The 25,970-nt window shown below is 65.8% G+C and carries 18 protein-coding genes and 1 pseudogene; 13 read left to right on the top strand and 6 right to left on the bottom strand.

Translation table 11 applies throughout. The features are described 5' to 3' along the window. Window positions 1-404 precede the first annotated feature (404 nt). The 4 genes and pseudogenes from CHB99_RS25590 to CHB99_RS25575 form a co-directional block, all read right to left on the bottom strand. Window positions 405-1,985, bottom strand: coding sequence for an ABC transporter substrate-binding protein (locus CHB99_RS25590; protein ID WP_042130360.1), 1,581 nt, complete (start codon window positions 1,983-1,985; stop codon window positions 405-407). Between the two features lie 237 nt (window positions 1,986-2,222). Beyond that, complete coding sequence (locus tag CHB99_RS25585; RefSeq protein ID WP_042130358.1) at window positions 2,223-3,584, bottom strand: NAD(P)/FAD-dependent oxidoreductase; 1,362 nt, start codon at window positions 3,582-3,584, stop codon at window positions 2,223-2,225. 89 nt (window positions 3,585-3,673) lie between these two features. After that, window positions 3,674-3,982 (bottom strand): annotated as a pseudogene (locus CHB99_RS25580) (transposase); the annotation flags it as partial. Window positions 3,983-4,016: 34 nt separating this feature from the next. Further along, the gene (locus CHB99_RS25575) at window positions 4,017-4,469 is read right to left on the bottom strand and encodes a YkgB family protein (protein WP_042130354.1); all 453 of its coding nucleotides are present in this window, start codon (window positions 4,467-4,469) and stop codon (window positions 4,017-4,019) included. Window positions 4,470-4,598: 129 nt separating this feature from the next. On the opposite strand from CHB99_RS25575, the gene CHB99_RS25570 reads away from it, so the two are divergent. Further along, window positions 4,599-5,414 (top strand): AraC family transcriptional regulator, encoded by an 816-nt coding sequence (locus CHB99_RS25570; RefSeq protein WP_042130352.1) that lies wholly within the window; start codon window positions 4,599-4,601, stop codon window positions 5,412-5,414. Between the two features lie 23 nt (window positions 5,415-5,437). Here CHB99_RS25570 and CHB99_RS25565 read toward each other — a convergent pair whose 3' ends face one another. Then, on the bottom strand, window positions 5,438-6,340 hold the full coding sequence (locus tag CHB99_RS25565) for a LysR family transcriptional regulator (RefSeq protein WP_042130350.1): 903 nt from the start codon (window positions 6,338-6,340) through the stop codon (window positions 5,438-5,440). A gap of 269 nt (window positions 6,341-6,609) precedes the next feature. On the opposite strand from CHB99_RS25565, the gene speB reads away from it, so the two are divergent. The 12 genes from speB to lipA all read left to right on the top strand — a co-directional run bounded on the left by speB (window position 6,610) and on the right by lipA (window position 23,354). After that, on the top strand, window positions 6,610-7,581 hold the full coding sequence (gene speB, locus CHB99_RS25560) for an agmatinase (RefSeq protein WP_042130347.1): 972 nt from the start codon (window positions 6,610-6,612) through the stop codon (window positions 7,579-7,581). Window positions 7,582-7,596: 15 nt separating this feature from the next. Next, window positions 7,597-9,105, top strand: a complete 1,509-nt coding sequence (locus CHB99_RS25555; RefSeq protein WP_042130346.1) for an aldehyde dehydrogenase family protein — start codon at window positions 7,597-7,599, stop codon at window positions 9,103-9,105. 93 nt (window positions 9,106-9,198) lie between these two features. Continuing rightward, window positions 9,199-9,378, top strand: coding sequence for a hypothetical protein (locus tag CHB99_RS25550; RefSeq protein WP_042130343.1), 180 nt, complete (start codon window positions 9,199-9,201; stop codon window positions 9,376-9,378). Then, window positions 9,375-10,844, top strand: coding sequence for a purine-cytosine permease family protein (locus CHB99_RS25545; RefSeq protein WP_042130341.1), 1,470 nt, complete (start codon window positions 9,375-9,377; stop codon window positions 10,842-10,844). The genes CHB99_RS25550 and CHB99_RS25545 overlap by 4 nt, the downstream gene beginning before the upstream one ends. A gap of 4 nt (window positions 10,845-10,848) precedes the next feature. Next, window positions 10,849-12,531, top strand: a complete 1,683-nt coding sequence (gene betA, locus CHB99_RS25540; RefSeq protein ID WP_042130339.1) for a choline dehydrogenase — start codon at window positions 10,849-10,851, stop codon at window positions 12,529-12,531. Between the two features lie 781 nt (window positions 12,532-13,312). Next, window positions 13,313-14,737 (top strand): D-serine/D-alanine/glycine transporter, encoded by a 1,425-nt coding sequence (gene cycA / locus CHB99_RS25535; RefSeq protein ID WP_042127177.1) that lies wholly within the window; start codon window positions 13,313-13,315, stop codon window positions 14,735-14,737. Window positions 14,738-14,819: 82 nt separating this feature from the next. Further along, window positions 14,820-16,349, top strand: a complete 1,530-nt coding sequence (locus CHB99_RS25530; RefSeq protein ID WP_042127179.1) for a sigma-54-dependent transcriptional regulator — start codon at window positions 14,820-14,822, stop codon at window positions 16,347-16,349. A 298-nt stretch (window positions 16,350-16,647) separates the two neighbouring features. Beyond that, window positions 16,648-17,025: a glycine cleavage system protein GcvH gene (gene gcvH / locus CHB99_RS25525; RefSeq protein ID WP_042127180.1), complete on the top strand. Its 378-nt coding sequence runs from the start codon at window positions 16,648-16,650 to the stop codon at window positions 17,023-17,025. A 13-nt stretch (window positions 17,026-17,038) separates the two neighbouring features. After that, complete coding sequence (gene gcvP / locus CHB99_RS25520) at window positions 17,039-19,888, top strand: aminomethyl-transferring glycine dehydrogenase (RefSeq protein ID WP_042127182.1); 2,850 nt, start codon at window positions 17,039-17,041, stop codon at window positions 19,886-19,888. A 75-nt stretch (window positions 19,889-19,963) separates the two neighbouring features. After that, window positions 19,964-21,217, top strand: a complete 1,254-nt coding sequence (gene glyA, locus CHB99_RS25515; protein ID WP_042127184.1) for a serine hydroxymethyltransferase — start codon at window positions 19,964-19,966, stop codon at window positions 21,215-21,217. A 60-nt stretch (window positions 21,218-21,277) separates the two neighbouring features. After that, window positions 21,278-22,402: a glycine cleavage system aminomethyltransferase GcvT gene (gene gcvT, locus CHB99_RS25510; RefSeq protein WP_042127187.1), complete on the top strand. Its 1,125-nt coding sequence runs from the start codon at window positions 21,278-21,280 to the stop codon at window positions 22,400-22,402. Between the two features lie 4 nt (window positions 22,403-22,406). Beyond that, window positions 22,407-23,354 carry a lipoyl synthase gene (gene lipA / locus CHB99_RS25505; RefSeq protein WP_089266677.1) on the top strand — a complete coding sequence of 316 codons (948 nt, stop codon included), beginning with the start codon at window positions 22,407-22,409 and terminating at the stop codon, window positions 23,352-23,354. 107 nt (window positions 23,355-23,461) lie between these two features. Here the strand turns inward: lipA and CHB99_RS25500 are convergent, their stop codons facing one another. Continuing rightward, entirely contained in the window at window positions 23,462-25,879 is a 2,418-nt protein-coding gene (locus CHB99_RS25500; protein ID WP_042127191.1) for a glucose/quinate/shikimate family membrane-bound PQQ-dependent dehydrogenase, read from the bottom strand. Window positions 25,880-25,970: the final 91 nt, after the last annotated feature.

Here is a 25,970-nt window from a genome sequence, read left to right as displayed (position 1 = left end):
ACGGGAACGAACCATTCGATACGGCCAAGCTTTTCAGCTCTGATCACCTCAAAAAAGCTTGACCGCCAACAGAGTATCTACATTTGTTGCAACGTACCTATGCCTGACAGGCCATGGTTGACCGCCTTGTTGGTACGACACGGTACCGCGTCTAGCCCAACAGCTTCCCCGCGATAAATCGCCAGGCACCAAAGGCTGGCAACGCCGCTCTCACAGGCCATGGCACGTTGCAAAAAATGTAGGAGCGAGCGCGCTCGCGATGCGCCGCGCGGGCGGCGCTCGATCTTGAGGGCGCTGCACATGTTTAGGCGAGCCCCTGTCGGCCCAAATGCGGTTTCCAGCCAGGCGCTCAGAATTGTGCAGATACCCACGCAGCGATGAGGCCGGCAGGCCCAGCACACCCTTCAAGCCTTGTCCCGCAACCACAACTGATCGAAGCGCCAGGTCGGAAACAGAGTCTTCTCCGCCGCCGCGCCACCCACCCGCCGGGCTATGCCATCCACCAGGTTGGCATAGCCCCACACCAGCATCCCGCCGCGCTCGTACTGGATCCGCTGCGCCTCGTGCACCAGCGGCTTGCGCTTCTGCACATCCGGTTCGGCCAGCGCCTGCAGGAACAGCTCGGTAAACCGCGGGTCGTCGAAGTGGGTCTTGTTCGCCACCGATACCGGCGCATCCGCATGCAGCGCGCAGGTGAGGAAGGGCGCGCCAATGCTGCCGCCGGTACTGAAGGTCCATTCGGTGTGCTGCGGACCATTGAACGTCGCGGCATCCACCTGGCGCACATTGATGTCCACGCCGGCACGTCGGGCCTGCTCGGCGAACACCAGGGCCGAGGACAGCGCCACGCCCTCCTGCTCGGCGATCAGTTCCAGCTTGAGGTTTTCCTGACCGGCTTCGCGCAGCAATGTCCTGGCGCTGTCCAGGTCCTGCTGGCGTGGGGGGATGCCGTGGTCGAACGTCGGATCGTTCGGCGCATACAGATCATTGGCCGGTCGTCCCTGGCCATTGAGCACCCGCGCCACCAGATCCTCGCGATCGGCCAGCAGGCGAAAGGCCTGGCGCACCCGCGGGTCGTCGAACGGTGCTTTCCGCGTATTCATGTCGAACCCCAGCCAGTTGCCGGTGACCGAGGTCAGCACCCGCAGGCGCGGGTCGTTCTCGATCAGGCGCAGGTGCTCGGCGGCCAGGGCATTGGCCATGTCCAACTGGCCGGCCTTGAGCGCGGCGAGGCGCGAGGTCTGGTCCTTGAAACCGATGATCTCCAGCTCGTCGGCATAGGGACGGCCGCTCTTGTAGTAGTTCTCGAAGCGGGTGAACAGCGAGCGCTGGCCAGCGGCGAAGCTCTTGAAACGGTACGGCCCGGCGCCCACCGGGTTGGTCACCGGGTGATAGTCCACCGGCACGATGCCGCCGAAATTGACCCAGGTCTCCGGCAGCGGCACGAAGCCCGCGCCGTCCTTGAAACGGACGCGCAGGGTGCGCTTGTCCAGTTTCTCCAGGTTGTCGCGGTCGATCCAGTGCAGCAGCGCGGCGAAGGGCGAGGCCAGTTGCGGATCGGTCAGGCGGCGGATGGAGAACAGCAGGTCGTCGGAATCGATGGTCTTGCCGTGGTGGAATTCCAGGTCCTTGTGCAGGCGCAGGGTCCACACCTTGCCGTCCGGGCTGACCTCGGCCTCTTCGGCCAGGGCCAGGCGCGGCAGCATGTTCTCGTCCCATTCCCAGAGCTTGCTGTACAGGGCGAAGCCGCGAACGATGCCGCTGCCGACCGGCTTGTGCGCGTCGAGGTTGCCGGCCTGGTTGCCGTCGAGAATGCCCAGGCGCAGGCGGCCGCCGTAGCGTGGGCTGTTGTCGCCGGCGTCGCTGCTGGCGGACGGGTGGTCATCGCCGCAACCGGCGAGCAGGCTGCCGCCCAGGGACAGGCCACCGAGGGCCAGGCCATTGCCAAGAAAGCGACGGCGGGTGAAGGGTGGGTGTTGGCTCATGCTGTTGCCTCTGTGCGGTTCGTTGCAGGGGCAGAGCAGGTTTCACGCCAGATGGGGCAGGGGCCCGGAAATGCTGGGGGCGGCTGGTGTCGGTGTTGATTTGCGGGCAATGGGGTGTTGCTGGAGCAGCAGGTGCTCAGCAGCTTCAGGCGCTGACCGCACCACCTGTGGCGTAACTGGCAAGATTTACCATCAAGGATCTTCATGCAAAGTACAGAGAAGGTCCCGCCCTTCGACTCAATCCTTTCGCACGCGCCAATTGGTAAAACCATCCAGCTGGTTTGCTGCGCCCAGCGCCAGCGTCATTGCGCACCACTGCAGAGGCTCGGGAAACAGCGATGGTGTGGTATGACGCAGGGCAGCCATGGAGGGATGCTCAATGCCGCTGATGCGCTCTGCCAGCAATCGACCGATGAACGACTGAGTACCCACGCCATGCCCGGAGCAACCGGCGGTGTAGAGAATGTTCTGTTCAGGCCCTGATGCCCCAACAACCGGCAAGGCGTCGAAGGCAAAGCTGATGTAACCGCTCCAGCAGTGAGCGATCCCCAGACCCCGCAACGTCGGGAAGCGGGCATTGAGGCCTTCGGCCAACGCCTTGTAGGCAGCGCTATCAGGAACGTTTGGTGTCTTGCTGCCATACACATAACTGAGTCGCTTGGTGCTCAGCACTAGCGTGTTATGCGCAGTCAGGCGATGGCTTTCCATCGCAAGGTGAGACGTAGTGATCCCCTCACGATTGGGCCACCCCAGAGATTCGAGCTGCGCCGCTGAAAGGGGCTCGGTTTCAATCGCGGATACCTTTATGGGCACGACCTTATTGCGGAGCAAGCCCAATTGCGGGGTATAGGCGTTGGTGGCAAACACCACATGCCGCGCGCTCGCACTGCCTCGCGGTGTATTACATTTAATCACTGAACCTTCGTTATAGCTGAGCAGTGGTGTGTGCTCGTAGAGACTTATGCCAGCTTCAATAACCGCTCGCCGGAGCCCCAGAACGTATTTACCAGGATTCAGTGTGCCGCCGTTGGGGAAATGGCAACCGAACAGGAATGCCGGTGGGATGCCTCGCGCACGCATAGCAGCATTGTCCAGGAACTGCGCAGGCGAGCCTAAGTCCAACCCCATTTGCATGCTCTCGCGAAGCCGCTTTTCCTGGGAGGGATGCACACCCGCACGGATAATGCCGGATGCATTGTAGTCGCAATCAATGCCCAATTCTTTTAGCCGGCGCTCCACATAACTGACGCCGTCATCGTAGAATTTCACGATGCCTCGAGCCTTCTCGAACCCAACGCGCTTGACGAACAGGTCGAACTTCATACCCTGCCCGCCGACCAGGTAACCTGCGTTGCGGCCACTGGCACCGAACCCGGCGAATTCCTGCTCCAGCACTACCACTTTCGCGCCCAATGCAGTGAGTTCAAGGGCAGTGGACAGACCGGCAAAGCCGGCACCGACCACAATCACATCAGCGCTGACGTTCCCTTCCAGTTGCGGCTGCAGGTCTTCAGGCTTCTCCAGCCAACCACCTAGCTGGCGGAAGTGCGCAGGTCCCAAGACGGTGTCTATGCTATCGCTCCAACGGGGGTCAGACATGGGAGCTCTCCTGATCGGGCACTATTGATTTAGACCAATCTAACAAGACCCTTTATTTATCACAACTAACGATATGTTAATTGCGGGACTAGGCTGAAGAAACGCCCAGCAAGGTTCCCCGAGCTCCAGTGAACAACGTCTCGTGGATGTTCCACTTTCGCTCGCGCCTGCGCCTTGACCTTCTCGACCTTGCGTCTGGCTTTGTAAAGCGCGCTGCGTTTACTCAGGTGCTTGTAGGTACTGCGGCGAGCCGCAATCTGCCAGATCACTGGCCTCCCGTCATGCTCAGACCTTTTCTCCACGCCGGTATAACCCGCATCGGCACAGACAACATTTTCATCGCCATGCAGTAGGTGAGCGACCTCCGTTACATCAGCCACATTCGCCGCGGTGCCCTGGTCGTCGAGCTGGCTGCCGAGGGTGACGTTCGTTTCAAGCGCCGTTTGCGCGCAAGGCTTGCTTGAGCAGCGTCACCGACGCTGCCAGCAGCACCAGGTCCTTGATCAGGAACGAGGTGGCGCCACCCATCGCCGGAAAGCCGCCGGCGGACACTTCCCAGGCTCCGGGCGTGGAGAACACCAACGTCAGGGTAACGAGGTAGGTCAGCGCCGACGCGGCGGCGGCGATGGCGCCGATTCTCGGCCACCAGGCGCCGAGGGCCAGCCCCAGGCCGATGCTCCACTCGGCGACGCCCAGGGCCTGGCTGGCGCCCTGGATGCCGAACAGCCCGTGCATCCAGAACAGCAATGGACTGTTGTCGAGCAGCGGGATGAGCGCCTGCGCTTCGTAGTCGAACCATTTGGCATAGCCGAACAGCGCGAAGATCAGCACCAGCGCCCAGCGCAGAAACGCAATATCGGCCTGGCTATCGAGAATCCGGTTCATGGTGAAACTCCTGGACAAGGGATGGAATGGCGTTCGCCTGAGAGGCTGGGCATTCTAGGCAGCCGCTTCTGGAGCCTGGGTTCCAGGCGTCGCGGGAATGCGACCGATCGTCCAGCAATGAGGAAGGGCATGGATCACCTGGCAACGCTGCTCAACCAGTTCAACCTGCATGCCGCGACCTATTTCCAGGGCGGGTTCTGCGGATCGAGCCACTACACCGATCCCGCGTGCGGGCATATCCACTTGCTGCGCGGCGGCGGGATGACGTTCCAGGAGCACGGTGGGCGCCTGCACCGCCTGGAAGAACCCGGCCTGATGATGGTGGTACGCCCGAATGCCCACCGTCTGATCGCCAGCGAATCCGATCGTGCCGAGCTGGTGTGCGCGACCCTGAGATTCGATGGTGGCGCGGCCAATCCGCTGCGCCAGGCGTTGCCCGACTATATCGTCAGCCCGTTGCGTGAGCTGCCGCAGCTCAAGGGTTGCATCGACTGGCTGTTCGACGAAGTGGCGGGGCAGGGCATCGCTCGCGAGCTGGTGCTCAACCGGCTTTTCGAGTTGGCGGTGATCCAGCTGCTGCGCCAGCTGATGGCCGAGCGGCGGGTGTCGCCCGGTGTGCTCGCAGGGCTGGCCGACAGCCGCCTGTGCCGTGCCCTCGCGGCAATGCACGAGCGCCCCCGGGAGCCCTGGACGGTGGCCGGACTGGCCGGGCTCGCGGCCATGTCGCGCGCCAGTTTCGCCGAGCATTTTCGCCGCGTGGTCGGCGATACCCCGGCGGATTACCTGGCCACCTGGCGGGTGACCCTGGCCCAACGCCGGCTGCGCGCTGGAACACCGATCGCGGTGGTGGCCCAGGAGGTGGGCTACGAGAGTGCCTCGGCGCTGGCCAGGGCGTTTCGGCGCAAGATCGGCCTGAGCCCCACGCAGTGGCTCAGGCTGGACTGAGCGGACGGCTCCCGCAGGCGTTTTCAGGCGCCGTGCATGCACGCCGCCAGGTCCTCCAGAAATGCCTGGAGGATCGGCGGCGACACCCCGCGCCGGGTGATCACGTCGAACGGCGAGGTCAGGTTCAGACTGTTGGCCCCCAGCCGGCGCATCTGGCCGGTCTTCTCCCACTGCTCGGCGAAATGCACCGGCAGGAACCCGACATAGGCCCCGGAAATGATCAGGATCGCCGCCGCCTCGATGTTCTCCACCGTGGCGGCGGCTCTGCTCACGCCGAGTTGCTCCAGGTCGTATTCCTGCATGTAGCCACGCACCACGATGCGGCTGGCGCGTACCTCGTCGAGCAAGCGTCCGTTGCCCAGGCGACTGGCGAACAACGGATGCCGCCGCCCGCAGTACAAGCCCAGCGCCTCCTCGTACAACGGCAGGTAGGACAACCCCGCCACCTGCAACGGGAAGTGCCCGATGGCCAGGTGCAGACGCCCGTCCAGCACCCGTTCCTCCAGCTCCGCCGGGCTGCCGATGTAGATGTGCAGATGAGCGTCATGTCCACGCGAGACGAAGCGCTGGGTCGTGCGTGGCAGCGGCGAGGCGGGGTCGGTGAGAGTGGAGTCGATGATGCCCAGGTTGAGCTTGCCGCTGATGTGTTGCTTGAGCACGTCGGCGTCCAGACAGAAGCTCTCCACCGCGCCGAGCAGGCGCAGGGTCGCCTCGTGGATCGCCACACCCTGTTCGGTCAGACGAAAGCCGCCACGGCCGCGCTGGCACAGCTTGACCCCGAGGCGGGTTTCCAGATGGGTCATCTGTTCGCTGATGGTCGACTGCCCGGCATTCAGCGCCGCCTGCGCCGCGGAAAAACCGCCGCAGCGAACGATGGTGGTGAATACCCGCAAGAGCTTGAGATCGACATCGTGGAGCTGGATCACGCTAGGCCTCCTGTGCGTGGCTCACATCGCGCTGGCTGATATGAGGCCCCGCAGAGATTGTTTTTGCCCAAGCTAACCACGGGCCTTGCGCCGCCGCAACGCCGGGAACAGCAGCCAACGGTCAGTCCACCAATACATCGGGCCCGGCGATGTATGCATCTGCACTTGCGCATTTTTCCCGGGCCACGTCAGCGCCATAGTGAAGCGCAACGGTGGTCGAGCAATCGCCCCGTCTCCTGACCAGAACAAGAACGTGGAGCACCTTGAACATGGCAAAGCACGGTTATCAATCCGGCCGCCTGAACCTGCCCTTCGTCGGGCACTGCACCTTCGCCAAGTCGCCCATCTGCACCGACTGGGCGGCCATCGATGCCGACGTGGCGATCCTCGGCGCACCCAACGACATGGGCACCCAGTGGCGCTCCGGCGCCCGCTTCGGACCACGTGGCATCCGCGAGGCGTCGACCCTGTTTTCCTTCGGCCACGCCGGTGCCTACGACCATGAGGACGACACCACCTACCTGACCGAAGACCAGCTGCGCATGGTCGACGTCGGCGATGCCGATATCGTCCACACCGACATGGCCACCAGCAACGCCAATATCGAATCGGCGGTGCGCCAGATCCTCGCCGCCGGCGCGATGCCGGTGGTCCTCGGCGGCGACCACTCGATCCACGCCCCGGTGATCAAGGCGTTCGAGGGCCATGGCCCGATCCATATCATCCACTTCGACGCCCACCTCGATTTCGTCGACGAGCGACACGGTGTGCGCTACGGCCATGGCAGCCCGTTGCGCCGTGCCTCGGAACTCGAGCACATCGTCGGCATGACCCAGATGGGCATTCGCAACGTGTCCTCGTCCAACCGCGACGACTACGACGCCGCCCGCGACGCCGGCTCGCAGATCCTGTCGGTGCGCGATGTGCGCCGCCTCGGCTGCGAAGGTGTGCTGGCGCGGATTCCCGAAGGCCATGACTACTACATCACCATCGACATCGACGGCTTCGACCCGTCCATCGCCCCCGGCACTGGCACGCCGAGCCATGGTGGTTTCCTCTACTACGAGGTGCTGGAGATCATCCAGGCCCTGGCCCGGCGCAGCCAGGGGCGCATCGTCGGCATGGACCTGGTGGAAGTGGCCCCGGCCTACGACCCCGCCGGCGTCACCTCGATCCTCGCCGCGCAACTGCTGATGAACAGCATCGGCTTCATCTTCCATGCGCGCGCCCGCGCCCGCTGATCCGGAGCATTCACTGTGGACAACAAGGTCAAGACCTACCTGCAGCACTTCGGCATCAGCGAAGCCACCCAGCGTTTCCTCGGCAAGCCGCAACGCATGTTCATCGGCGGTGCCTGGCTGGAAGCCAGCGATGGCGCGGTCGCGGCGGTGATCGAACCCTCCACCGGGGGCCTGCTGGGCAGCATCCCCATGGGCACCGCGCAAGACCTCGACCTGGCGGTGCGCGCCGCGCGCCAGCAGTTCGACGGCGGTGCCTGGAGCCAGTTGAAACCCCTGGAACGGGAACGCCTGATCCATCGCCTCGCCGACCTGGTCGAGCAGCATGGCGACGAACTGGCCGAGATCGAATCCATCGACATGGGCAAATCGGTGGTCCAGGCCCGTGCCGTGGATATCCAGGGCACCGTCGACACCCTGCGCTACTTCGCCGGCTGGGCCAGCAAGCTGCATGGCCGTACCGTCGAGCCCTCGCTGCCCGGCAACTACCTGGCCTATACGCGCAAGGAGGCGGTCGGCGTGGTCGGGGTGATCGTGCCGTGGAACTTTCCGCTGCAGACCATGGCCTGGAAGCTCGGCGCCGCCCTGGCCACCGGCTGCACCGTGGTGGTCAAACCGGCGGAACTGACCTCGCTGTCGGCCCTGCGTTTCGCCGAACTGGTGCAGGAGGCGGGGATTCCCGATGGCGTGCTGAACATCGTCACCGGCCGTGGCAGTGTGGTCGGCGCGGCGATGTCCAGCCATCCGGGCATCGACAAGCTCAGCTTCACCGGGTCGACCCCGGTCGGCTGCACGGTGGGCAAGAGCGCCCTGGAGCAGATGAAGCGCCTGACCCTGGAACTGGGCGGCAAGTCACCGGCGATCGTCTTTGCCGACGCGGATATCGAGGCGGCTGCGCAGGCGGTGGCCAACGGTGTGTTCTTCAACTCGGGGCAGGTGTGCGATGCCGGCACCCGCGCCTATGTCGAGCGCAGCATCTACCCGCAATTCCTCGAAGCCCTGGCGAAGTACACGGCGACCCTGAAGATCGCGCCCGGCCTCGACCCGGACTGCTTCATCAGCCCGATGGTTTCGCCCCAGCAGCAACAGCGGGTGCTGGAGTACATCGCGCTGGGCAAGGCCGAGGGCGCACGTCTGTACTACGGTGGTGAGCCGCTGGAAGGGCCGGGCTTCTTCGTCCAGCCGACGATCTTCGCCGACTGCGACAACAGCATGCGCATCGTCCAGGAAGAGATCTTCGGTCCGGTGCTGGTAACCGCGCCCTTCGATACGGTGCAAGAGGCGCTGACCCTGGCCAACGACTCGCAGTTCGGTCTGGCCGCGGCGCTCTATTCCAACGACCTGGGCAAGGTCCACGGGCTGATTCCGCGGTTGCGCGCCGGCACCGTGTATGTCAACGCCCACAGCACCCTGGACCCGTCCATGCCGTTCGGCGGCTACAAGCAGTCGGGCTATGGCAAGGACATGGGTGCCGAACAACTGGAGTTTCTCCTGGAGACCAAGGCGGTCTGGATCACCTTGCCCTGAGTGGCAGGGCGTCGCCGGGCGGTCGGCCGGCGACGCCGAAGCAAAGAATGCATCGAATTTCAAGAACAAGAACCTGAAGAGGGTGATGCGCGAATGAACAGCCAAGCGGATAGCGAACGTGCGCAGGATCTGGAGCGGCGCCTGCGCGCCTATGAAGAACTGGAGGGCAGGGCGGACTGGCCCGGGGCGTTGAACGCCGTGGATTGTCTGGCCCTGCTGGCCTTGAGCGTGGTGATGATCGGCCTGGCCCTGTGGCTGGGAGGCCAGCCATGAACCCGGCCCGTGAGGAGGAATTCCGCCTCGCCGCCGAGCGTGGCGACACGCCCCTGTTGCCCAGTGAACGGGTCTGGGGTTTCTGGGGCTTCGCCTATGCCAACTCGGCGCTGGCGGTGGCCACCTGGGTGTTCCTGATCGGCGGGGCCACGGCCTTGTTCGTCGGGCCGAAACAGGGCATCGCCGCCATCGTCATCGGCAACCTGATCGGGGTGATCCTCGCCGCGGCGTCCACCTGCCTGCCCTGCGGCAAGTACGGCGTCGAGCAGTTCACCTACCTGCGCGGCATGTTCGGGGTGAACGGCAGCCGCCTGGTGTACTTCCTCTCGGTGGTGGTGCTGACCCTGGGTTGGCTGGCGGTGCTCGGGCTGATGTGCGGGCGGGCCCTGGACAACCTGGAGACCCTGGTGAAACAGGTCCCGCCCGACGGTGATGGGGCCTGGGTCACTGGCGGCGCCTTGCTGGCCATCGTCCTCGCGGCGCTGGTGGCGATGCGCGGGCCGGACATGATCCGTCGGCTCAGTGCGGTGATCGCGCCGAGCCTGATCCTGATCATGCTCGTCCTGATGGTGCTCATCGCGCGCGACCACAGCCTCGCCGAACTGCTGGCGATGCCGGCCCTGCAGCCGCCGTTCGCCGACCAGCGGGTCAACTTCATGATCGCCGTGGAGATCAATATCGCCGCGGGCTTTTCCTGGTGGCCCTACATCGGCAACCTGTCGCGGTTGTGCAGCAATCAGCGCACGGCGTTCTGGCCGAATCTGCTGGGCATCTTCGGCGCGGCCTCGGTGGGCGAGACGGTAAGCCTGTTCGCCGCCTCGACCCTGGGCAGCAGCGACCCCACCGCGTGGATGCGCCTGGCCGGTGGCATGACCTTCGGCGTGATCGCCCTGGGCTTCCTCGCCCTGGCCAACCTCACCGGCATGGTCAATATCCTCTACACCGCGGTGATCGGCCTGCGCCAGCTGGCCGGCGAGCGGCTGCGGCGGATGCCCTGGGGTGTGCTGGTGGCACTGTTCTGCGTGATTCCGGTGGCGATCGTGCTGTGTTTCCCGGGCATCTACGACGGCTTCTTCATCTTCCTGGTGTGGACCTCCGCGCTGAACAGCGCCCTGGCCGGGATCGGCATCGCCGACTACTTCTTCCTGCGCCGCCAACGCGTGAACCTGCGCCATCTGTATGCCGACCCGCAGGGTTCGCCGCTGCGCTTCTGCAAGGGCTTCAACCCCATCGCCCTGGTGGCGCTGGTCGCCGGTTTCGCCATCTACGTGGTGGTGTTCAACCCGCAGACCCTGGCCCATACCACCTTCTTCACCTTCGCCAGCGCCTCGCTGCCGTCCTGCCTGCTGGCCGGGCTGCTGCACTACGGCCTGACCCGCCTGCTGGCCGCACGCTGTGGCTGGGGTGGCTACGCGCAAGGTACCGAACGCAACGTCGGGGCCGTCGGCCTCGGAGCAAAGGACTAAGTCAATGAACAAGCGATACGACTACATCATCATCGGTGCCGGCTCGGCCGGTTGCGTCCTGGCCAACCGTCTCAGCGAGGACGCCGGGGTCTCGGTCCTGGTCCTGGAATTCGGTGGCAGCGACCGGAGCGTGCTGATCCAGATGCCCAGCGCCTTTTCCCTGCCGATGAACACGAAGAAGTACAACTGGCGCTACGAGACCGTCGCCGAGCCGCACCTGGACGGCCGCCGCCTGCACTGCCCGCGGGGCAAGGTGCTCGGCGGGTCCTCGTCGATCAACGGCCTGGTGTACATACGCGGGCATGCCTGCGACTTCGACGAGTGGGAAAGCCTCGGCGCGAAGGACTGGAGCTATCGGCATTGCCTGCCGTACTTCAAGCGCGCCGAGGGCTACAAGTTCGGCGGCGACGAGTACCGTGGCGGTAGCGGACCGCTGGCCACCAACAACGGCAACAACATGCAGAACCCGCTGTACGGTGCCTGGGTCGAGGCGGGTGCGGAGGCTGGCTATATCAAGACCGACGACTGCAACGGCTATATGCAGGAAGGCTTCGGTGCCATGCACATGACGGTGAAGGACGGCGTGCGCTGGTCCACCGCCAACGCCTACCTGCGCCCGGCCATGAGCCGACCCAACCTGACCGTGATCACCCATGCCATGACCCGGCGCATCCTCCTGGAGGGCAAGCGCGCGGTGGGCGTGGAGTACGACGAGGGCGGGCAGACGCACCAGGTCCATTGCAACCGCGAGGTGCTGGTGGCGTCCGGGCCGATCGGCTCGCCGCACCTGTTGCAGCGCTCCGGCATCGGCCCGCGGGAAGTGCTGCGCAAGGCGGGGATCGAAGTGCGGCATGAGCTGCCCGGCGTCGGCGAGAATCTCCAGGACCATTCGGAGATCTACATCCAGTACGCCTGCAAGCAGCCGGTGACCCTCAACGGCAGGATGACCCTGCTGGGCAAGGCGCTGATCGGCCTGCGCTGGCTGTTGTTCAAGGATGGCCTGGGCGCGAGCAACCACTTCGAGGCGGGCGGTTTCATCCGCTCGACGAAGGGGCTGCGCTGGCCGGACATCCAGTTCCACTTCCTGCCGGCGGCGATGCGTTATGACGGCGACAAGCCGTTCAAGGGGCATGGTTTCATGGTGCTGACCGGACCGAACAAACCGAAGAGCCGCGGGCATGTGCGAGCCTTGTCGGCGGATCCCTACCAGCATCCGGAGATTCGCTTCAACTACCTGGAGAGCGAGGAGGACCGTGAGGGCTTTCGCCGCTGCGTGCGGCTGACCCGGGAGATCATCGCGCAGCCGGCCATGGATCGTTTCCGTGGCGAGGAACTGGCGCCAGGCAAGCATGTGCAGACGGACGCCGAGATCGATGCGTTCGTGCGGGCCAACATGGAGAGCACCATGCATCCCTGCGGGTCGTGCCGGATGGGCGAGGATGACATGGCGGTGGTGGATTCGACCTTGCGGGTGCGCGGGATGCAGGGGCTGCGGGTGATCGACTCGTCGGTGTTCCCGAGCGAGCCGAACGGCAACCTGAATGCGCCGACCATCATGCTGGCGGAGCGGGCCGCGGACCTGGTGCGCGGCAGGCAGCCGCTGGCGCCGGCGCAGGTGCCGGTGGGGCTGGTGGGTGGTTGGGAAGAGCAGCAGCGCAGCGGGGTGCCTTTGAGGAAGATCGGCTGATCCGCGGGCCTCATCGCGGGCAACGCGCGCCGGGTTTTGCGCCGGGACTGGATCTTGTGGTTGACGGCGATCCTTGTGGGAGCGGGCGTTGCCAGCGATAGGCATGGGTATCTACACATCTTTGATGGCTTGACGGGGGACCGCATCAAGGCCGCCAGGTGACTGTCTTGGGTCTTGCAGCGCCCTGCAGATCGAGCGCCGCCCGCGCGGCGCATCGCGGGCAATGCCCGCTCCCACATCTTTTGCAACGCGCCATGGCCTGTCGGATTTGAGTTGTCAGCCTTTGTTTTTTCGGCGATGCATCGCGGGGAGGCTGTTGGGCTCGACTCGGTATCGAGTCGAACCAACAAGGCGGTCAACCATGGCCTGTCAGACATAGGTACGTTGCAGCGAATGTGGGAGCGGGCGTTGCCCGCGATGCGCCGCGCGGGCGGCGCTCGATCTTCAGAGCGCTGCAAGACCCAAGACAGTCACCTGACGGCCTTGATGCGGTCCCCCGACAAGCCTTCGAAGATGTGTAGATACCCATGCAGCGACAGGACCCTCCCGGCCTGTACAAGCCCCGGACCGATAGCGTTCCATTGGAGCGATTTCGCTACACCGCTCCCTGCCCACGGTTTCCGCTGTCTTTGTAGGGTTTTTCCTCAATAGGCTGGAGCGAGATCGTTACGGCAAAAACCGGCAAAACCGCTCAAAACCGCACCTTCCAGCCCTGGCACAAGCCTTGCTGACTCCTCCTTGCCTGACGTTATAAAAACAATTCAACTTGCAAGGTCAATCCATGAAAAACACTACGCATGGCCACCGTCCGCCAGGACAGGAAGAGCACGAACTGCAGCGCAATCTCTCCAACCGCCACATCCAGCTGATCGCCATCGGCGGGGCCATCGGCACCGGCCTGTTCATGGGCTCGGGCAAGACCATCAGCCTCGCCGGCCCATCGATCATCTTCGTCTACATGATCATCGGCTTCATGCTGTTCTTCGTCATGCGGGCGATGGGCGAGCTGCTGCTGTCGAACCTCAACTACAAGTCCTTCATCGATTTCTCCGCCGACCTGCTCGGTCCCTGGGCCGGCTACTTCACCGGCTGGACCTACTGGTTCTGCTGGATCGTCACCGGCATCGCCGATGTCATCGCCATCTCCGCCTACTCGCAGTTCTGGTTCCCGGACATCCCCCAGTGGGCCCCGGCCATCGCCTGCGTCGGCGTGCTGCTGTCGCTGAACCTGCTGACAGTGAAGATGTTCGGCGAACTGGAGTTCTGGTTCGCCATGATCAAGATCGTCGCCATCTGCGCGCTGGTCTGCACCGGCCTGTACATGGTGGTCGCGGCCTGGCAGTCGCCGGCCGGGCAGGTCGCCAGCCTCGGCAACCTGTGGAATGACCAGGGCATGTTCCCCCACGGCGTGATGGGCTTCTTCGCCGGTTTCCAGATCGCCGTGTTCGCCTTCGTCGGCATCGAGCTGGTCGGCACCACCGCCGCGGAAACCCGCAACCCCGAGCGCAACCTGCCACGGGCGATCAACTCGATCCCGGTGCGCATCATCGTCTTCTATGTGCTGGCGCTGATCGCGATCATGGCGGTCACCCCATGGCGCGACGTGGTCCCGGGCAAGAGCCCGTTCGTCGAGCTGTTCGTCCTCGCCGGGCTGCCGGCCGCCGCCGGGATCATCAACTTCGTGGTGCTGACCTCCGCGGCATCCTCGGCCAACAGCGGCGTGTTCTCCACCAGCCGCATGCTCTACGGTCTGGCCCTGGAAGGCGATGCGCCGGGAGCGTTCCGCAACCTGTCGCGCCGCGCGGTGCCGTCCAACGGCCTGATCTTCTCCTGCGTGTGCCTGCTGGCCGGTGCGCTGGTCATCTACCTGGTGCCGAACCTGATGGAGGCCTTCACCCTGATCACCACGGTGTCGGCGCTGCTGTTCATGTTCGTCTGGACCCTGATCCTGCTCTCGTACCTGGCCTACCGGCGCAAGCGCGAGCACCTGCACCAGGCCTCGAACTACAAGATGCCCGGCGGCGTGCCCATGGTCTGGGCCTGCCTGGTGTTCTTCGCGTTTCTCATCGTTCTCCTGGCCCTTGAGCAGGACACCCGCCAGGCGCTGATCGTCACCCCGCTGTGGTTCGCCGTGCTCGGCCTGTCCTGGCGTTCGCTCCGGCAGAAGCGGGCGCGGGCCGCGTCGATGTCCTTCGAGACGGACTGAGGGACGAGCGCCGCTCAACACCAGGGGAACGACGCGCGGCGGTCGTTCCCCTGTCGTCATTTGCACAGCAGGGAAAACCGCGATGCGTATCCACGTCACCTTCATCGACCGCGTTGGCATCACCCAGGAGATCCTGGCCTTGCTCGGCGCGCGCAACCTCAACCTGGACGCGGTGGAGATGATTCCGCCCAACGTCTACATCGACGCGCCGGCGCTGTCGCGAGCGGTGCTGGACGAACTCCACGACGCCTTGCTGCGCCTGGCCGGGGTGCGGGCGGTGGAACTGGTGGACTTCCTTCCCGGCCAGCGCCGCCACCTGCAACTGGAGGCGCTGCTGGCGGCGATGAGCGATCCGGTGCTGGCCGTGGACCCGGCCGGCTATGTGCTGCTGGCCAACCCCACCCTGGTCAGCCTGTGCGGGCGCGAACCGGCGGGGGAACGCCTGTCCACGCTGTTCGAGGCGCCGGACCTGGCGCGCACCCTGATCGACAAGGGCTTTCGCCTGCCGATGTGCGAGGTGGAATTCCAGGGGCAGGCGCTGCTGCTGGAAGCCACGCCGATCAGCGACGGCGCCGATGCCCTGGTGGGCGGTCTGTTGACCCTGTATCCGCCCAGCCGCATCGGCGAGCGCCTGGCCTCGTTGCTGCACGACCAGAGTGAAGGCCTGGACGCCTTGCTCGGCGAGTCGACACCGCTCAGGGAACTCAAGGCGCGCCTGCACAAGGTCGCCAGCCTCGACGCGCCAGTGCTGATCCAGGGCGAGACCGGCACCGGCAAGGAACTGGTGGCCCGTGCCTGCCATGCCCTCAGTGCGCGCCGCGATGCTTCGTTCCTGGCCCTGAACTGCGCGGCGTTGCCGGAGAGCCTGGCCGAGAGCGAGCTGTTCGGGTACTCCGCCGGGGCCTTCACCGGTGCCCAGCGCGGCGGCAAGCCGGGGCTGCTGGAGCTGGCCGATGGCGGCACGGTGTTTCTCGACGAGGTGGGAGAGATGTCGCCCTACCTGCAGGCCAAGCTGCTGCGCTTTCTCAACGACGGCAGTTTCCGTCGGGTCGGCGGCGCCGGCGAGGTGCGGGTCAATGTGCGGGTGGTCTGCGCCACCCACCGCGACCTGGAGAACATGGTGCTGGAGGGCGCCTTCCGCGAAGACCTGTATTACCGCCTCAATGTCCTCAACCTGCGGGTGCCGCCGCTGCGCGAACGCGGGCGCGACATTCTCCTGCTCGCCGAGCACTTCCTCGCCCAGGCCTGCGCGCAGATCCGGCGTGCGCCGTGTCGCCTGGCCCTGGCCACCCAGCCGTTGCTGCTGGGCAATCGCTGGTCGGGCAATGTGCGCCAGTTGCAGAACGTGATCTTCCGCGCCGCGGCCATCAGCGAGGGCGAGGTGATCGACTGCGGCGACCTGGAACTGGCCGGTACCGCCCTCAACGGCCAGCAGGGCGGGGCGGCGGAGATCGTCAGCCTGGAGGCGGCAGTGGGGGATTTCGAGAAAGCGCTGCTGGAGAAGTTCTACGCGGTCTATCCCTCGACCCGGCAACTGGCGTTGCGCCTGCGCACCTCCCATACCGCCATTGGCCAGCGGCTGCGCAAGTATGGGATTGCCAGTCGCTCATAGCTGACCAGCCGGGATCCTGGTGGGCGCGGGTGAACCCACTGCCACAGGGGCCTGTGTCCCCGGTTCGAAATCGCTCCAGCGGAGCGAATCCGCTCCGGCGGGGCGCAAGCCCGCATTGCGCAGGCCTTCCCCGGCCGGCGCTGGAAAGGCGGAGCGATTCCGCTCCAGGCCATGCCCCCGAAGCTAGCGAAAAAACGCCCCAAACCCTTGAATTACAAGGGCCGGCACAACTTGGCACCCGCCTTGCTCTAGCTCTTCCCAGTCCCGCCACGGGACCTACATAACAAGAGGAAGATCCATGAGCACGTTGCGTTTTACTCCCGAACACGAATGGCTGCGCCTGGAAGACAACGGCGAACTCACCGTCGGTATCACCGAGTTCGCCCAGCAGGCCCTGGGCGATGTGGTGTTCGTGCAGTTGCCCGACCTGGGCCGTTTCGGTGAGGGCAATGAAGTCGCAGTGCTGGAGTCGGTGAAGGCCGCCAGCAACATCGGCATGCCGCTGGACGGCGAGGTGGTTGAGGTCAACCAGGCCCTGGCCGACGATCCCGAGCTGGTCAACGCCTCGCCACTGCAGGATGGCTGGTTCTTCCGCATCAAGGCCGACGACGCCGCGCAGTTCGACGGCCTGATGGACCAGGACGGCTACGACCGCTACCTGGCCGAAAACGCCTGAGCCGGAGGCCGTCATGACCACCTCAATTCCGCTGACCACGGCCAACGAGTTCATTCCCCGGCACATCGGCCCGCGTGACAACGATATCGAAGCCATGCTGGCGCTGATCGGGCACGCCTCCCTCGATGCCCTGATCGACAGCGTGGTACCCGCCTCGATCAAGGGCAGCAGCGTGCTGGAACTGAGCGCGGGGCAGGGCGAGAACGAAGCCCTGGCCGCGATCAAGGCCATCGCCGCGCACAACCAACTGCTGCGCAACCACATCGGTCAGGGCTACTACCCCTGCCATACGCCGGCGCCGATCCTGCGCAACCTCCTGGAAAACCCGGCCTGGTACACCGCGTACACGCCGTACCAGCCGGAGATTTCCCAGGGGCGTCTGGAGGCGCTGCTGAACTTCCAGACCCTGGTCAGCGACCTGACCGGCATGGACATCGCCAACGCATCCTTGCTCGACGAAGCGACCGCCGCCGCCGAGGCCATGACCTTCTGCAAGCGTCTGGCGAAGAACAAGGCGCCAGCCTTCTTCGTCTCCCGTGATTGCCATCCGCAGACCCTGGAAGTGCTGCAGACCCGCGCCAGGCCGCTGGGCATCGAGGTGGTGATCGGTGACGAGGCGACGCTGGACAGTCTCGACGGTTACTTCGGCCTGCTCCTGCAATACCCGGCGAGCACCGGCGCTGTCGTCGACCATCGCGCCCTGGTGCAGCGCGCCCATGCCGCGGGTGCCCTGGTGGCGGTGGCCGCCGACCTGCTGGCCCTGACCCTGTTGACCCCACCTGGCGAATTCGCCGCCGACGTGGTGCTGGGCAGTGCCCAGCGCTTCGGCGTGCCGCTGGGTTATGGCGGCCCGCACGCGGCGTACTTCGCTACCCGCGATGCCTTCAAGCGGGACATGCCGGGGCGCCTGGTCGGCCTGTCCATCGACCGTTTCGGCAAGCCGGCGCTGCGCCTGGCCATGCAGACCCGAGAGCAGCACATCCGCCGCGAGAAGGCCACCAGCAACATCTGCACGGCGCAGGTGCTGCTGGCCAATATCGCCAGTATGTACGCGGTCTACCACGGCCCGCGCGGGCTGCGGGACATCGCCCGGCGCGTGCACCGGCTGACGGCGATCCTGGTCAAGGGCCTGCGCCAGCTCGGGCATCGCGTCGAGCAGCAGCACTTCTTCGACAGTGTCAGCGTGCTGAGCGCCCGGCCCGTGGCCGAGGTACTGGCCGCGGCCAAGGCTGCACGGCTCAATCTGCGGATGATCGACGATGCGCGGCTTGGTGTGTCCCTGGACGAAACCTGCGAGCAGGCCAGCGTCGAGGCACTGTGGCAGGTGTTCGCCACGGCAGGTCAGGCACTGCCCGATTTCGCTGCGCTGGCCCTGGATGTCGAGGATTGTCTGCCGGTAGCGCTGCTGCGGGAAAGCGCCTTCCTTCAGCATGAAGTGTTCAACCGCTATCACAGCGAAACCGAGCTGATGCGCTACCTGCGCCGCCTGGCCGACAAGGACCTGGCCCTGGACCGGACCATGATCCCGCTGGGTTCCTGCACCATGAAGCTCAACGCCGCCAGTGAAATGATCCCGGTCACCTGGCCGGAGTTCGGGGCGCTGCACCCCTTCGCCCCGGCGGAGCAGACCCGGGGGTATCGGCAACTCACCGATGAACTGGAAGCCATGCTCTGCGCCGCCACCGGCTACGACGCCGTGTCGCTGCAACCGAACGCCGGGTCCCAGGGCGAGTACGCGGGGCTGCTGGCGATCCGTGCGTATCACAGCAGTCGTGGCGAGGGCGGGCGTGATGTGTGCCTGATCCCGTCGTCGGCCCATGGCACCAACCCGGCCACGGCGCAGATGGCCGGTCTGCGGGTGGTGGTGGTCGCCTGCGACGAGCGTGGCAACGTCGATGTCGCCGATCTGCGGGCCAAGGCCGGGGAGCATCGCGAGCGCCTGGCCGCGCTGATGATCACCTATCCCTCGACCCACGGTGTGTTCGAGGACGGCATCACGCGGATCTGCGAGATCGTTCATGAGCACGGCGGCCAGGTTTACATCGATGGCGCCAACATGAACGCCATGGTCGGGCTGTGCGCGCCGGGCAGGTTCGGCGGCGATGTCTCGCACCTGAACCTGCACAAGACCTTCTGCATTCCCCATGGCGGTGGCGGTCCGGGTGTCGGGCCGATCGGGGTCAAGGCGCATCTGGCGCCGTTCCTGCCCGGCCGCGGCAAGACCGGTGCGGTCAGCGCGGCGCCGTATGGCAGCGCGAGCATCCTGCCGATCACCTGGATGTACATCCGCATGATGGGCGGGGCAGGGCTCAAGCGCGCCTCGCAACTGGCGATCCTCAGTGCCAACTATGTGGCCCGGCGTCTGGAGGCGCATTACCCGGTGCTCTATGCGGGCGAGAACGGGCTGGTGGCCCATGAGTGCATCCTCGATCTGCGGCCGCTCAAGGACAGCAGCGGGATCAGTGTCGAGGACGTGGCCAAGCGCCTGGTCGACTATGGCTTCCATGCGCCGACCATGTCGTTCCCGGTGGCCGGCACCCTGATGGTGGAGCCGACCGAGAGCGAGTCGAAGGAAGAACTGGACCGCTTCTGCGAGGCGATGATCGCCATTCGCGAGGAGGTTCGCGCGGTGGAGAGTGGCGGGCTGGACAGGCAGGACAACCCGTTGAAGAACGCGCCGCATACGGCGGCCGAGCTGGCCGGTGAATGGACCCATGCCTACAGCCGCGAGCTGGCGGTGTATCCGCTGACGAGCCTGCGCGAGAGCAAGTACTGGCCGCCGGTGGGGCGCGTGGACAACGTCTATGGCGACCGCAACCTGGCCTGTGCCTGTCCGCCGGTGTCCAGCTATCAGGATGCTTGAGTGAACTTTCGGGCCGAACCGCAGCGATGAGGCCCGAAAGCCTGGCTACATAACCCGAACAACAAGGAATTCACCATGTTCCACAAAAGCCTCACCCTCTCCGATTTCGACCCTGCGCTGTTCGATGCCATCCGCCGCGAAGCGCAACGCCAGGAAGACCATATCGAGCTGATCGCCTCGGAAAACTACACCAGCCCGCAGGTGATGCAGGCCCAGGGCACCGAGCTGACCAACAAGTACGCCGAAGGCTATCCGGGCAAGCGCTACTACGGCGGCTGCGAGCACGTCGACGTGGTCGAGCAGCTGGCCATCGAGCGTGCGAAAGAACTGTTCGGCGCCGGCTACGCCAACGTCCAGCCGCACTCCGGCTCCCAGGCCAACGCCGCGGTCTACCTGGCCCTGCTGCAGGCCGGCGACACCCTTCTCGGCATGAGCCTGGCCCACGGCGGTCACCTGACCCACGGTGCCAAGGTGTCGTCCTCCGGCAAGCTGTACAACGCCGTGCAATACGGTATCGATGCCAACGGTCTGATCGACTACGACGAAGTCGAGCGCCTGGCGGTCGAGCACCAGCCGAAGATGATCGTCGCCGGCTTCTCCGCCTATTCGCGGACTCTGGACTTCCCGCGTTTCCGCCAGATCGCCGACAAGGTCGGCGCCTACCTGTTCGTCGACATGGCCCATGTCGCCGGTCTGGTCGCCGCCGGCCTGTACCCCAATCCGTTGCCGTACGCCGACGTGGTCACCACCACCACCCACAAGACCCTGCGTGGTCCGCGTGGTGGCCTGATCCTGACCAAGGGCGAGCCGGAGCTGGAGAAGAAGCTCAATTCCGCCGTGTTCCCCGGAGGCCAGGGCGGCCCGCTGATGCACGTGATCGCGGCCAAGGCGGTGTGCTTCAAGGAAGCCCTCGACCCCGCTTTCAAGGACTACCAGGCCCAGGTGATCCGGAACGCCCAGGCCATGGCGCAGATCTTCATCCAGCGTGGCTACGACGTGGTTTCCGGTGGCACCGACAACCATCTGTTCCTGGTCAGCCTGATCCGCCAGGGCATCACCGGCAAGGACGCCGATGCCGCGCTCGGTCGCGCCCATATCACCGTGAACAAGAACGCCGTGCCCAACGATCCGCAGTCGCCGTTCGTGACCTCCGGTCTGCGCATCGGCACCCCGGCGGTGACCACCCGCGGCTTCCAGGAGCCGGAATGCCGCGCCCTGGCGACCTGGGTCTGCGACATCCTCGACCACCTCGGCGATGCCGGGATCGAGGCCCATGTGGCGCAGCAGGTGGCCGGGTTGTGCGCCATGTTCCCGGTCTATCCGGCCTGATCCACCGAGACGGCCGGCAGCACGCCGGCCGTCGTTTCCCTCGAATGCCTGGAGTCACCCATGTCCACTGAAACACTGCACAACACGCCGCTGCACACCCTGCACCTGGAGCTGGGCGCGCGCATGGTGCCGTTCGCCGGCTACGCGATGCCGGTCCAGTACCCGCTGGGCGTACTCAAGGAACACCTGCATACCCGCGAGCAGGCCGGTCTGTTCGACGTGTCCCATATGGGCCAGATCCGCCTGCGTGGTGTGGACGCCGGCAAGGCGCTGGAGCGCCTGGTGCCGGTGGATATCGTCGACCTGCCGGTGGGCATGCAGCGTTACGCGCTGTTCACCAACGACGATGGCGGCATCCTCGACGACCTGATGGTCGCGCGACTGGCGGAGGACGAGCTGTTCCTGGTGGTCAACGCCGCCTGCAAGGAGCAGGACCTGCGGCATCTGCAGCAGCATCTGGAAGGCGTGTGCGAGGTGGAGTCGCTGTTCGCCAGCCGTGCCTTGCTCGCCCTGCAGGGGCCGGCGGCGGCGCGGGTACTGGCGCGGTTGGCGCCGCAGGTGAGCGGCATGACCTTCATGCAGTTCGCACCGCTGCGCCTGCTCGGTGCCGATTGCTACGTCAGCCGCTCGGGCTATACCGGCGAGGACGGCTATGAAATCTCCGTCCCGGTCGGGGCGGCGCTGATGCTGGCCCGCTCGCTGCTGGCCGAGCCCGAGGTCGCGGCCATCGGCCTGGGCGCTCGCGACTCGCTGCGTCTGGAGGCGGGGCTGTGCCTGTACGGTCACGATATGGAAACCCGCACCACGCCGATCGAGGCCAGCCTGGCCTGGGCCATTTCCAAGGTACGGCGTGCCGACGGCGAGCGCGCCGGCGGCTTCCCCGGTGCCGAGCGGATCTTCGCCCAGCAGCGCGAGGGTGTGGCCAGCAAGCGCGTCGGCCTGCTGCCGAAGGAGCGGGTGCCGGTGCGTGAGGGCACGCTGATCGTCAATGCCCGCGAGGACGTGATCGGCCGGGTCACCAGCGGCGGCTTCGGCCCGAGCCTGGGTGGGCCTCTGGCGATGGGCTACGTGCAGAGCGAGCATGCGGCGCTGGACAACGAAGTCTTTGCCCAGGTACGCGGCAAGCTCGTGCCGATGCAGGTGGTGCGTACTCCGTTCGTTGCGCAGCGCTACTACCGTGGCTGAGGTCATGGGTGTGCAGACGGGGGTGAAACTGCGCGGTGCGGACAAGGTGGCGCGGATTCCGGTGAAGATCCTGCCCACCGAGGAGGTGCCGCGCAAACCGGACTGGATCCGCGTGGAGATCGCCGCCTCGCCCGAGGTGGCGCGGATCAAGGCGCTGCTGCGCAAGCACAAGCTGCACAGCGTCTGCGAGGAGGCATCGTGTCCGAACCTGGGCGAGTGTTTCTCCGGGGGCACGGCGACCTTCATGATCATGGGCGATATCTGCACCCGGCGTTGTCCGTTCTGCGATGTCGGCCATGGCCGTCCGAAGCCGCTGGATGTCGACGAGCCGCGCAACCTGGCCACCGCGATTGCCGATCTGCGTCTGAAGTACGTGGTGATCACCTCGGTGGACCGCGACGACCTGCGCGATGGTGGGGCCGCGCACTTTGCCGCGTGCATCCGCGAGATTCGCGCGCGTTGCCCGGGTATCCAGCTGGAGACCCTGGTGCCGGATTATCGCGGGCGCATGGACGTTGCCCTGGCGATCACGGCGCAGGCGCCGCCGGATGTGTTCAACCACAACCTGGAAACCGTACCGCGGTTGTACAAGGCGGCGCGTCCGGGCTCGGACTTCGAGTGGTCGCTGGACCTGCTGGAGCGCTTCAAACAGTTGCTGCCGGGGGTACCGACCAAGTCAGGGCTGATGCTCGGGCTGGGCGAGACGGACGAGGAGGTGATCGAGGTGATGGGGCGGATGCGTGAACACGGCGTCGACATGCTGACCCTGGGGCAGTATCTGCAACCGTCGCGCAGTCACCTGCCGGTGCAGCGCTTCGTCCATCCGGACACCTTTGCCTGGTTTGCCGAGGAGGGCGCGCGGATGGGATTCAGGCATGTGGCCGCGGGCCCGCTGGTGCGCTCTTCGTATCACGCGGACCAGCAGGTGCGGGAGGTCAGGGTCGGGTCCTGAAATCCACGGCTGCCGGTGTTGCTGATGGCCGAACCGCGGCGATGCGGCCATCAGCGGCAAAACACGTCAGCGCGCTGCCTTTACCTGCAGTCCCAGCAGCCAAGCGGTCAAGGCAGGGCGTAGGCGATCACATAGTCACCGCGATCCGTCGACTGGCGGGCACCGCCGGCGCTGATCACGACGTACTGCTTGCCGGTCTTCGGCGACACGTAGGTCATCGGTCCGCCCTGGCTGCCCACCGGCAGGCGGGCTTTCCAGATTTCCTTGCCGTTGCCGCTGTCGAAGGCGCGCAGGTAGAAGTCCTGGGTGCCGGCGATGAACACCAGGCCGCCCTGGGTCGACAGAGTGCCGCCGAGGGTCGGCAGGCCGATCGGGATCGGCAGGTGCATGCGGATGCCCAGCGGGCCGGTGTCCTCGACGGTACCCACCGGCACCTGCCAGGCGATCTGTCGGGTCTTCATGTCGATGGCGGTCAGCGTGCCGTAGGGCGGGGCCTGGCACGGAATGCCGGCGACCGAGAGGAAGCGGTTCTTGTTCACCGCATACGGCGTGCCCTTGAGCGGCACCGCGCCCATGCCGGTGTTCAGCGCCTCGCCACCACCGGCGGCCTTGCCCTGGTTGGCCGACGGGATCATCTGGATCCACAGGCCCAGGCGCATGTCGTTGACGAAGATGAAGCCATGCACCGGGTCGGTGGACAGGCTGCCCCAGTTCATCCCGCCGAGGGAGCCCGGGAAACTCAGCGACAGGTCGTTGCCAGGCGCGGTGTACAGGCCGTCGTAGCGCATCTTCTTGAAGTCGATGCGGCACAGCAGCTGGTCATACGGGGTGGCGCCCCACATGTCCGACTCGCTCAGGGTCTGCGCGCCGATCTGCGGCATGCCGACGGAGCGCGGCTGGGTCGGTGAATACTGCTCGTTGGGGATGCCGGCAGTCTTGACCGGGACTTCCTCGACCCTGGTCAGCGGCTGCCCGGTGGCGCGGTCGAGGACGAAGATCTGCCCGGCCTTGGTGCCGATCACCAGCGCCGGAACGCTGCTGCCGTCGTCCCTGGTGAAGTCGATCAGGCTCGGCTGCATCGGCAGGTCGAAGTCCCAGAGGTCGTTGTGCACGGTCTGGTAGACCCACTTCTCGGCGCCGGTGCTGGCGTCGACGGCGAGGATCGAGGCGCCGTACCGGTGGTTCAGCGCGGTGCGCTCGGCGCCGTAGAGGTCGGTGGAGGAACTGCCCATCGGCAGGAACACGGTGTTCATCGCCGCGTCGTAGGACATCGGCGCCCAGCTGTTCGGCGTGCTGCGCACGTAGCTGGCGCCCTCGGCCGGGGCCTGCCTGTCCTGCGGGTTGCCCGGGTCGAAGGCCCAGCGCATGGCGCCGGTGATCACGTCGAAACCGCGGATCACGCCGCCCGGCATGTCGGTCTGCACGTTGTCGGCGACCCGGCCGCCGACCACCACGGTGGTGCCGGCCATCAGCGGCGCGGAGGACAACTGGTAGTAGGAATCCGGGACATCACCCAGGCCGGCCTTGAGATCGACCTGGCCATTGTTGCCGAAGCCCTGGCAGAACTCGCCGGTATCGGCGTCCACCGCGATCAGGCGGGCGTCGATGGTGTTGGTCAGCAGGCGCCGCTGGCAGTTGGCGCCGGCCGGCACGCTGGCGGCGATGATCGGCGAACTGTTCGGCTGGCTCGGCTGGGCGAGCGGCTGGGTGGCGTCGAAATAAGCCATGCCGCGGCAACGCTGCCAGACCTTGGACTGGGCGTTGATCTCGTTCTTCCACAGCTGCTTGCCGCTGTCGGCGTCCAGGGCGATGAGGTTGTTGTGCGGGGTGCAGATGAACACCTTGTCGCCGATCTGCAGCGGGGTCAGCTGGTCTTCCGCGCCGTTGCCGTCGCTCACGGCGATGTCGCCGGTGCGGTAGGTCCAGGCCACCTGCAGCTTGTTCACCGTGTCGCGGTTGATCTGATCCAGCGCGGCGAAGCGGCTGCCGCCTTCGCTGTTGCCATAGTGGGCCCAGTCCTTCTGCGCGTTGGCCGGGTCCACCGCGGTCAGGCCCGGGCCCTTGCCGTTGGCCGGCACGCTCGGGTGGGCGACGAACATGTTGCCCACGGCGATCGCCAGTGCCACGGCCAGCAGCGCGGACAGGCCATGGGCGCCGCGCCCCGGAGTGCGCCCGGCGGCGCGGGCCAGCAGCGGCCAGGTCAGGGCCACGGCCAGGCCCACCGCGCTGAACATGAACAGCCGCGAGAACAGCGGCCAGAAGCCCAGGCCGACATCGGCCAGGGCCCAGATCGCGGTACCGACCAGGAACGCCGCGTAGACCCAGGCGCCCGCGGGCTTGCGCAGGGCGATGAGCAGGCCGGCCACGGCCATGACCATACCGCCGATCAGGAAGTACCAACTGCCGCCCAGGCTGGTCAGGCGTAAGCCGCCCGCGGCCAGGGCCAGGCCGAGCAGGGCGATGACCACCCCCAGCCCGACCAGGATGAATGTACTGAGGCCGGAGGCCCGAGTTTGCTGCTTCATGCCGTGTATCTCGCTGTTTGAATGGGGCGCATTATACGCTTAGCTTGCTAATTAACTAGATGGTTCACAATTTTTCGCTCAGGTAAGTGTA

It is taken from the genome of Pseudomonas japonica (assembly GCF_900188455.1).
Lineage (GTDB): Bacteria > Pseudomonadota > Gammaproteobacteria > Pseudomonadales > Pseudomonadaceae > Aquipseudomonas > Aquipseudomonas japonica.
This window is presented reverse-complemented; position numbering and strand designations above follow the sequence as displayed.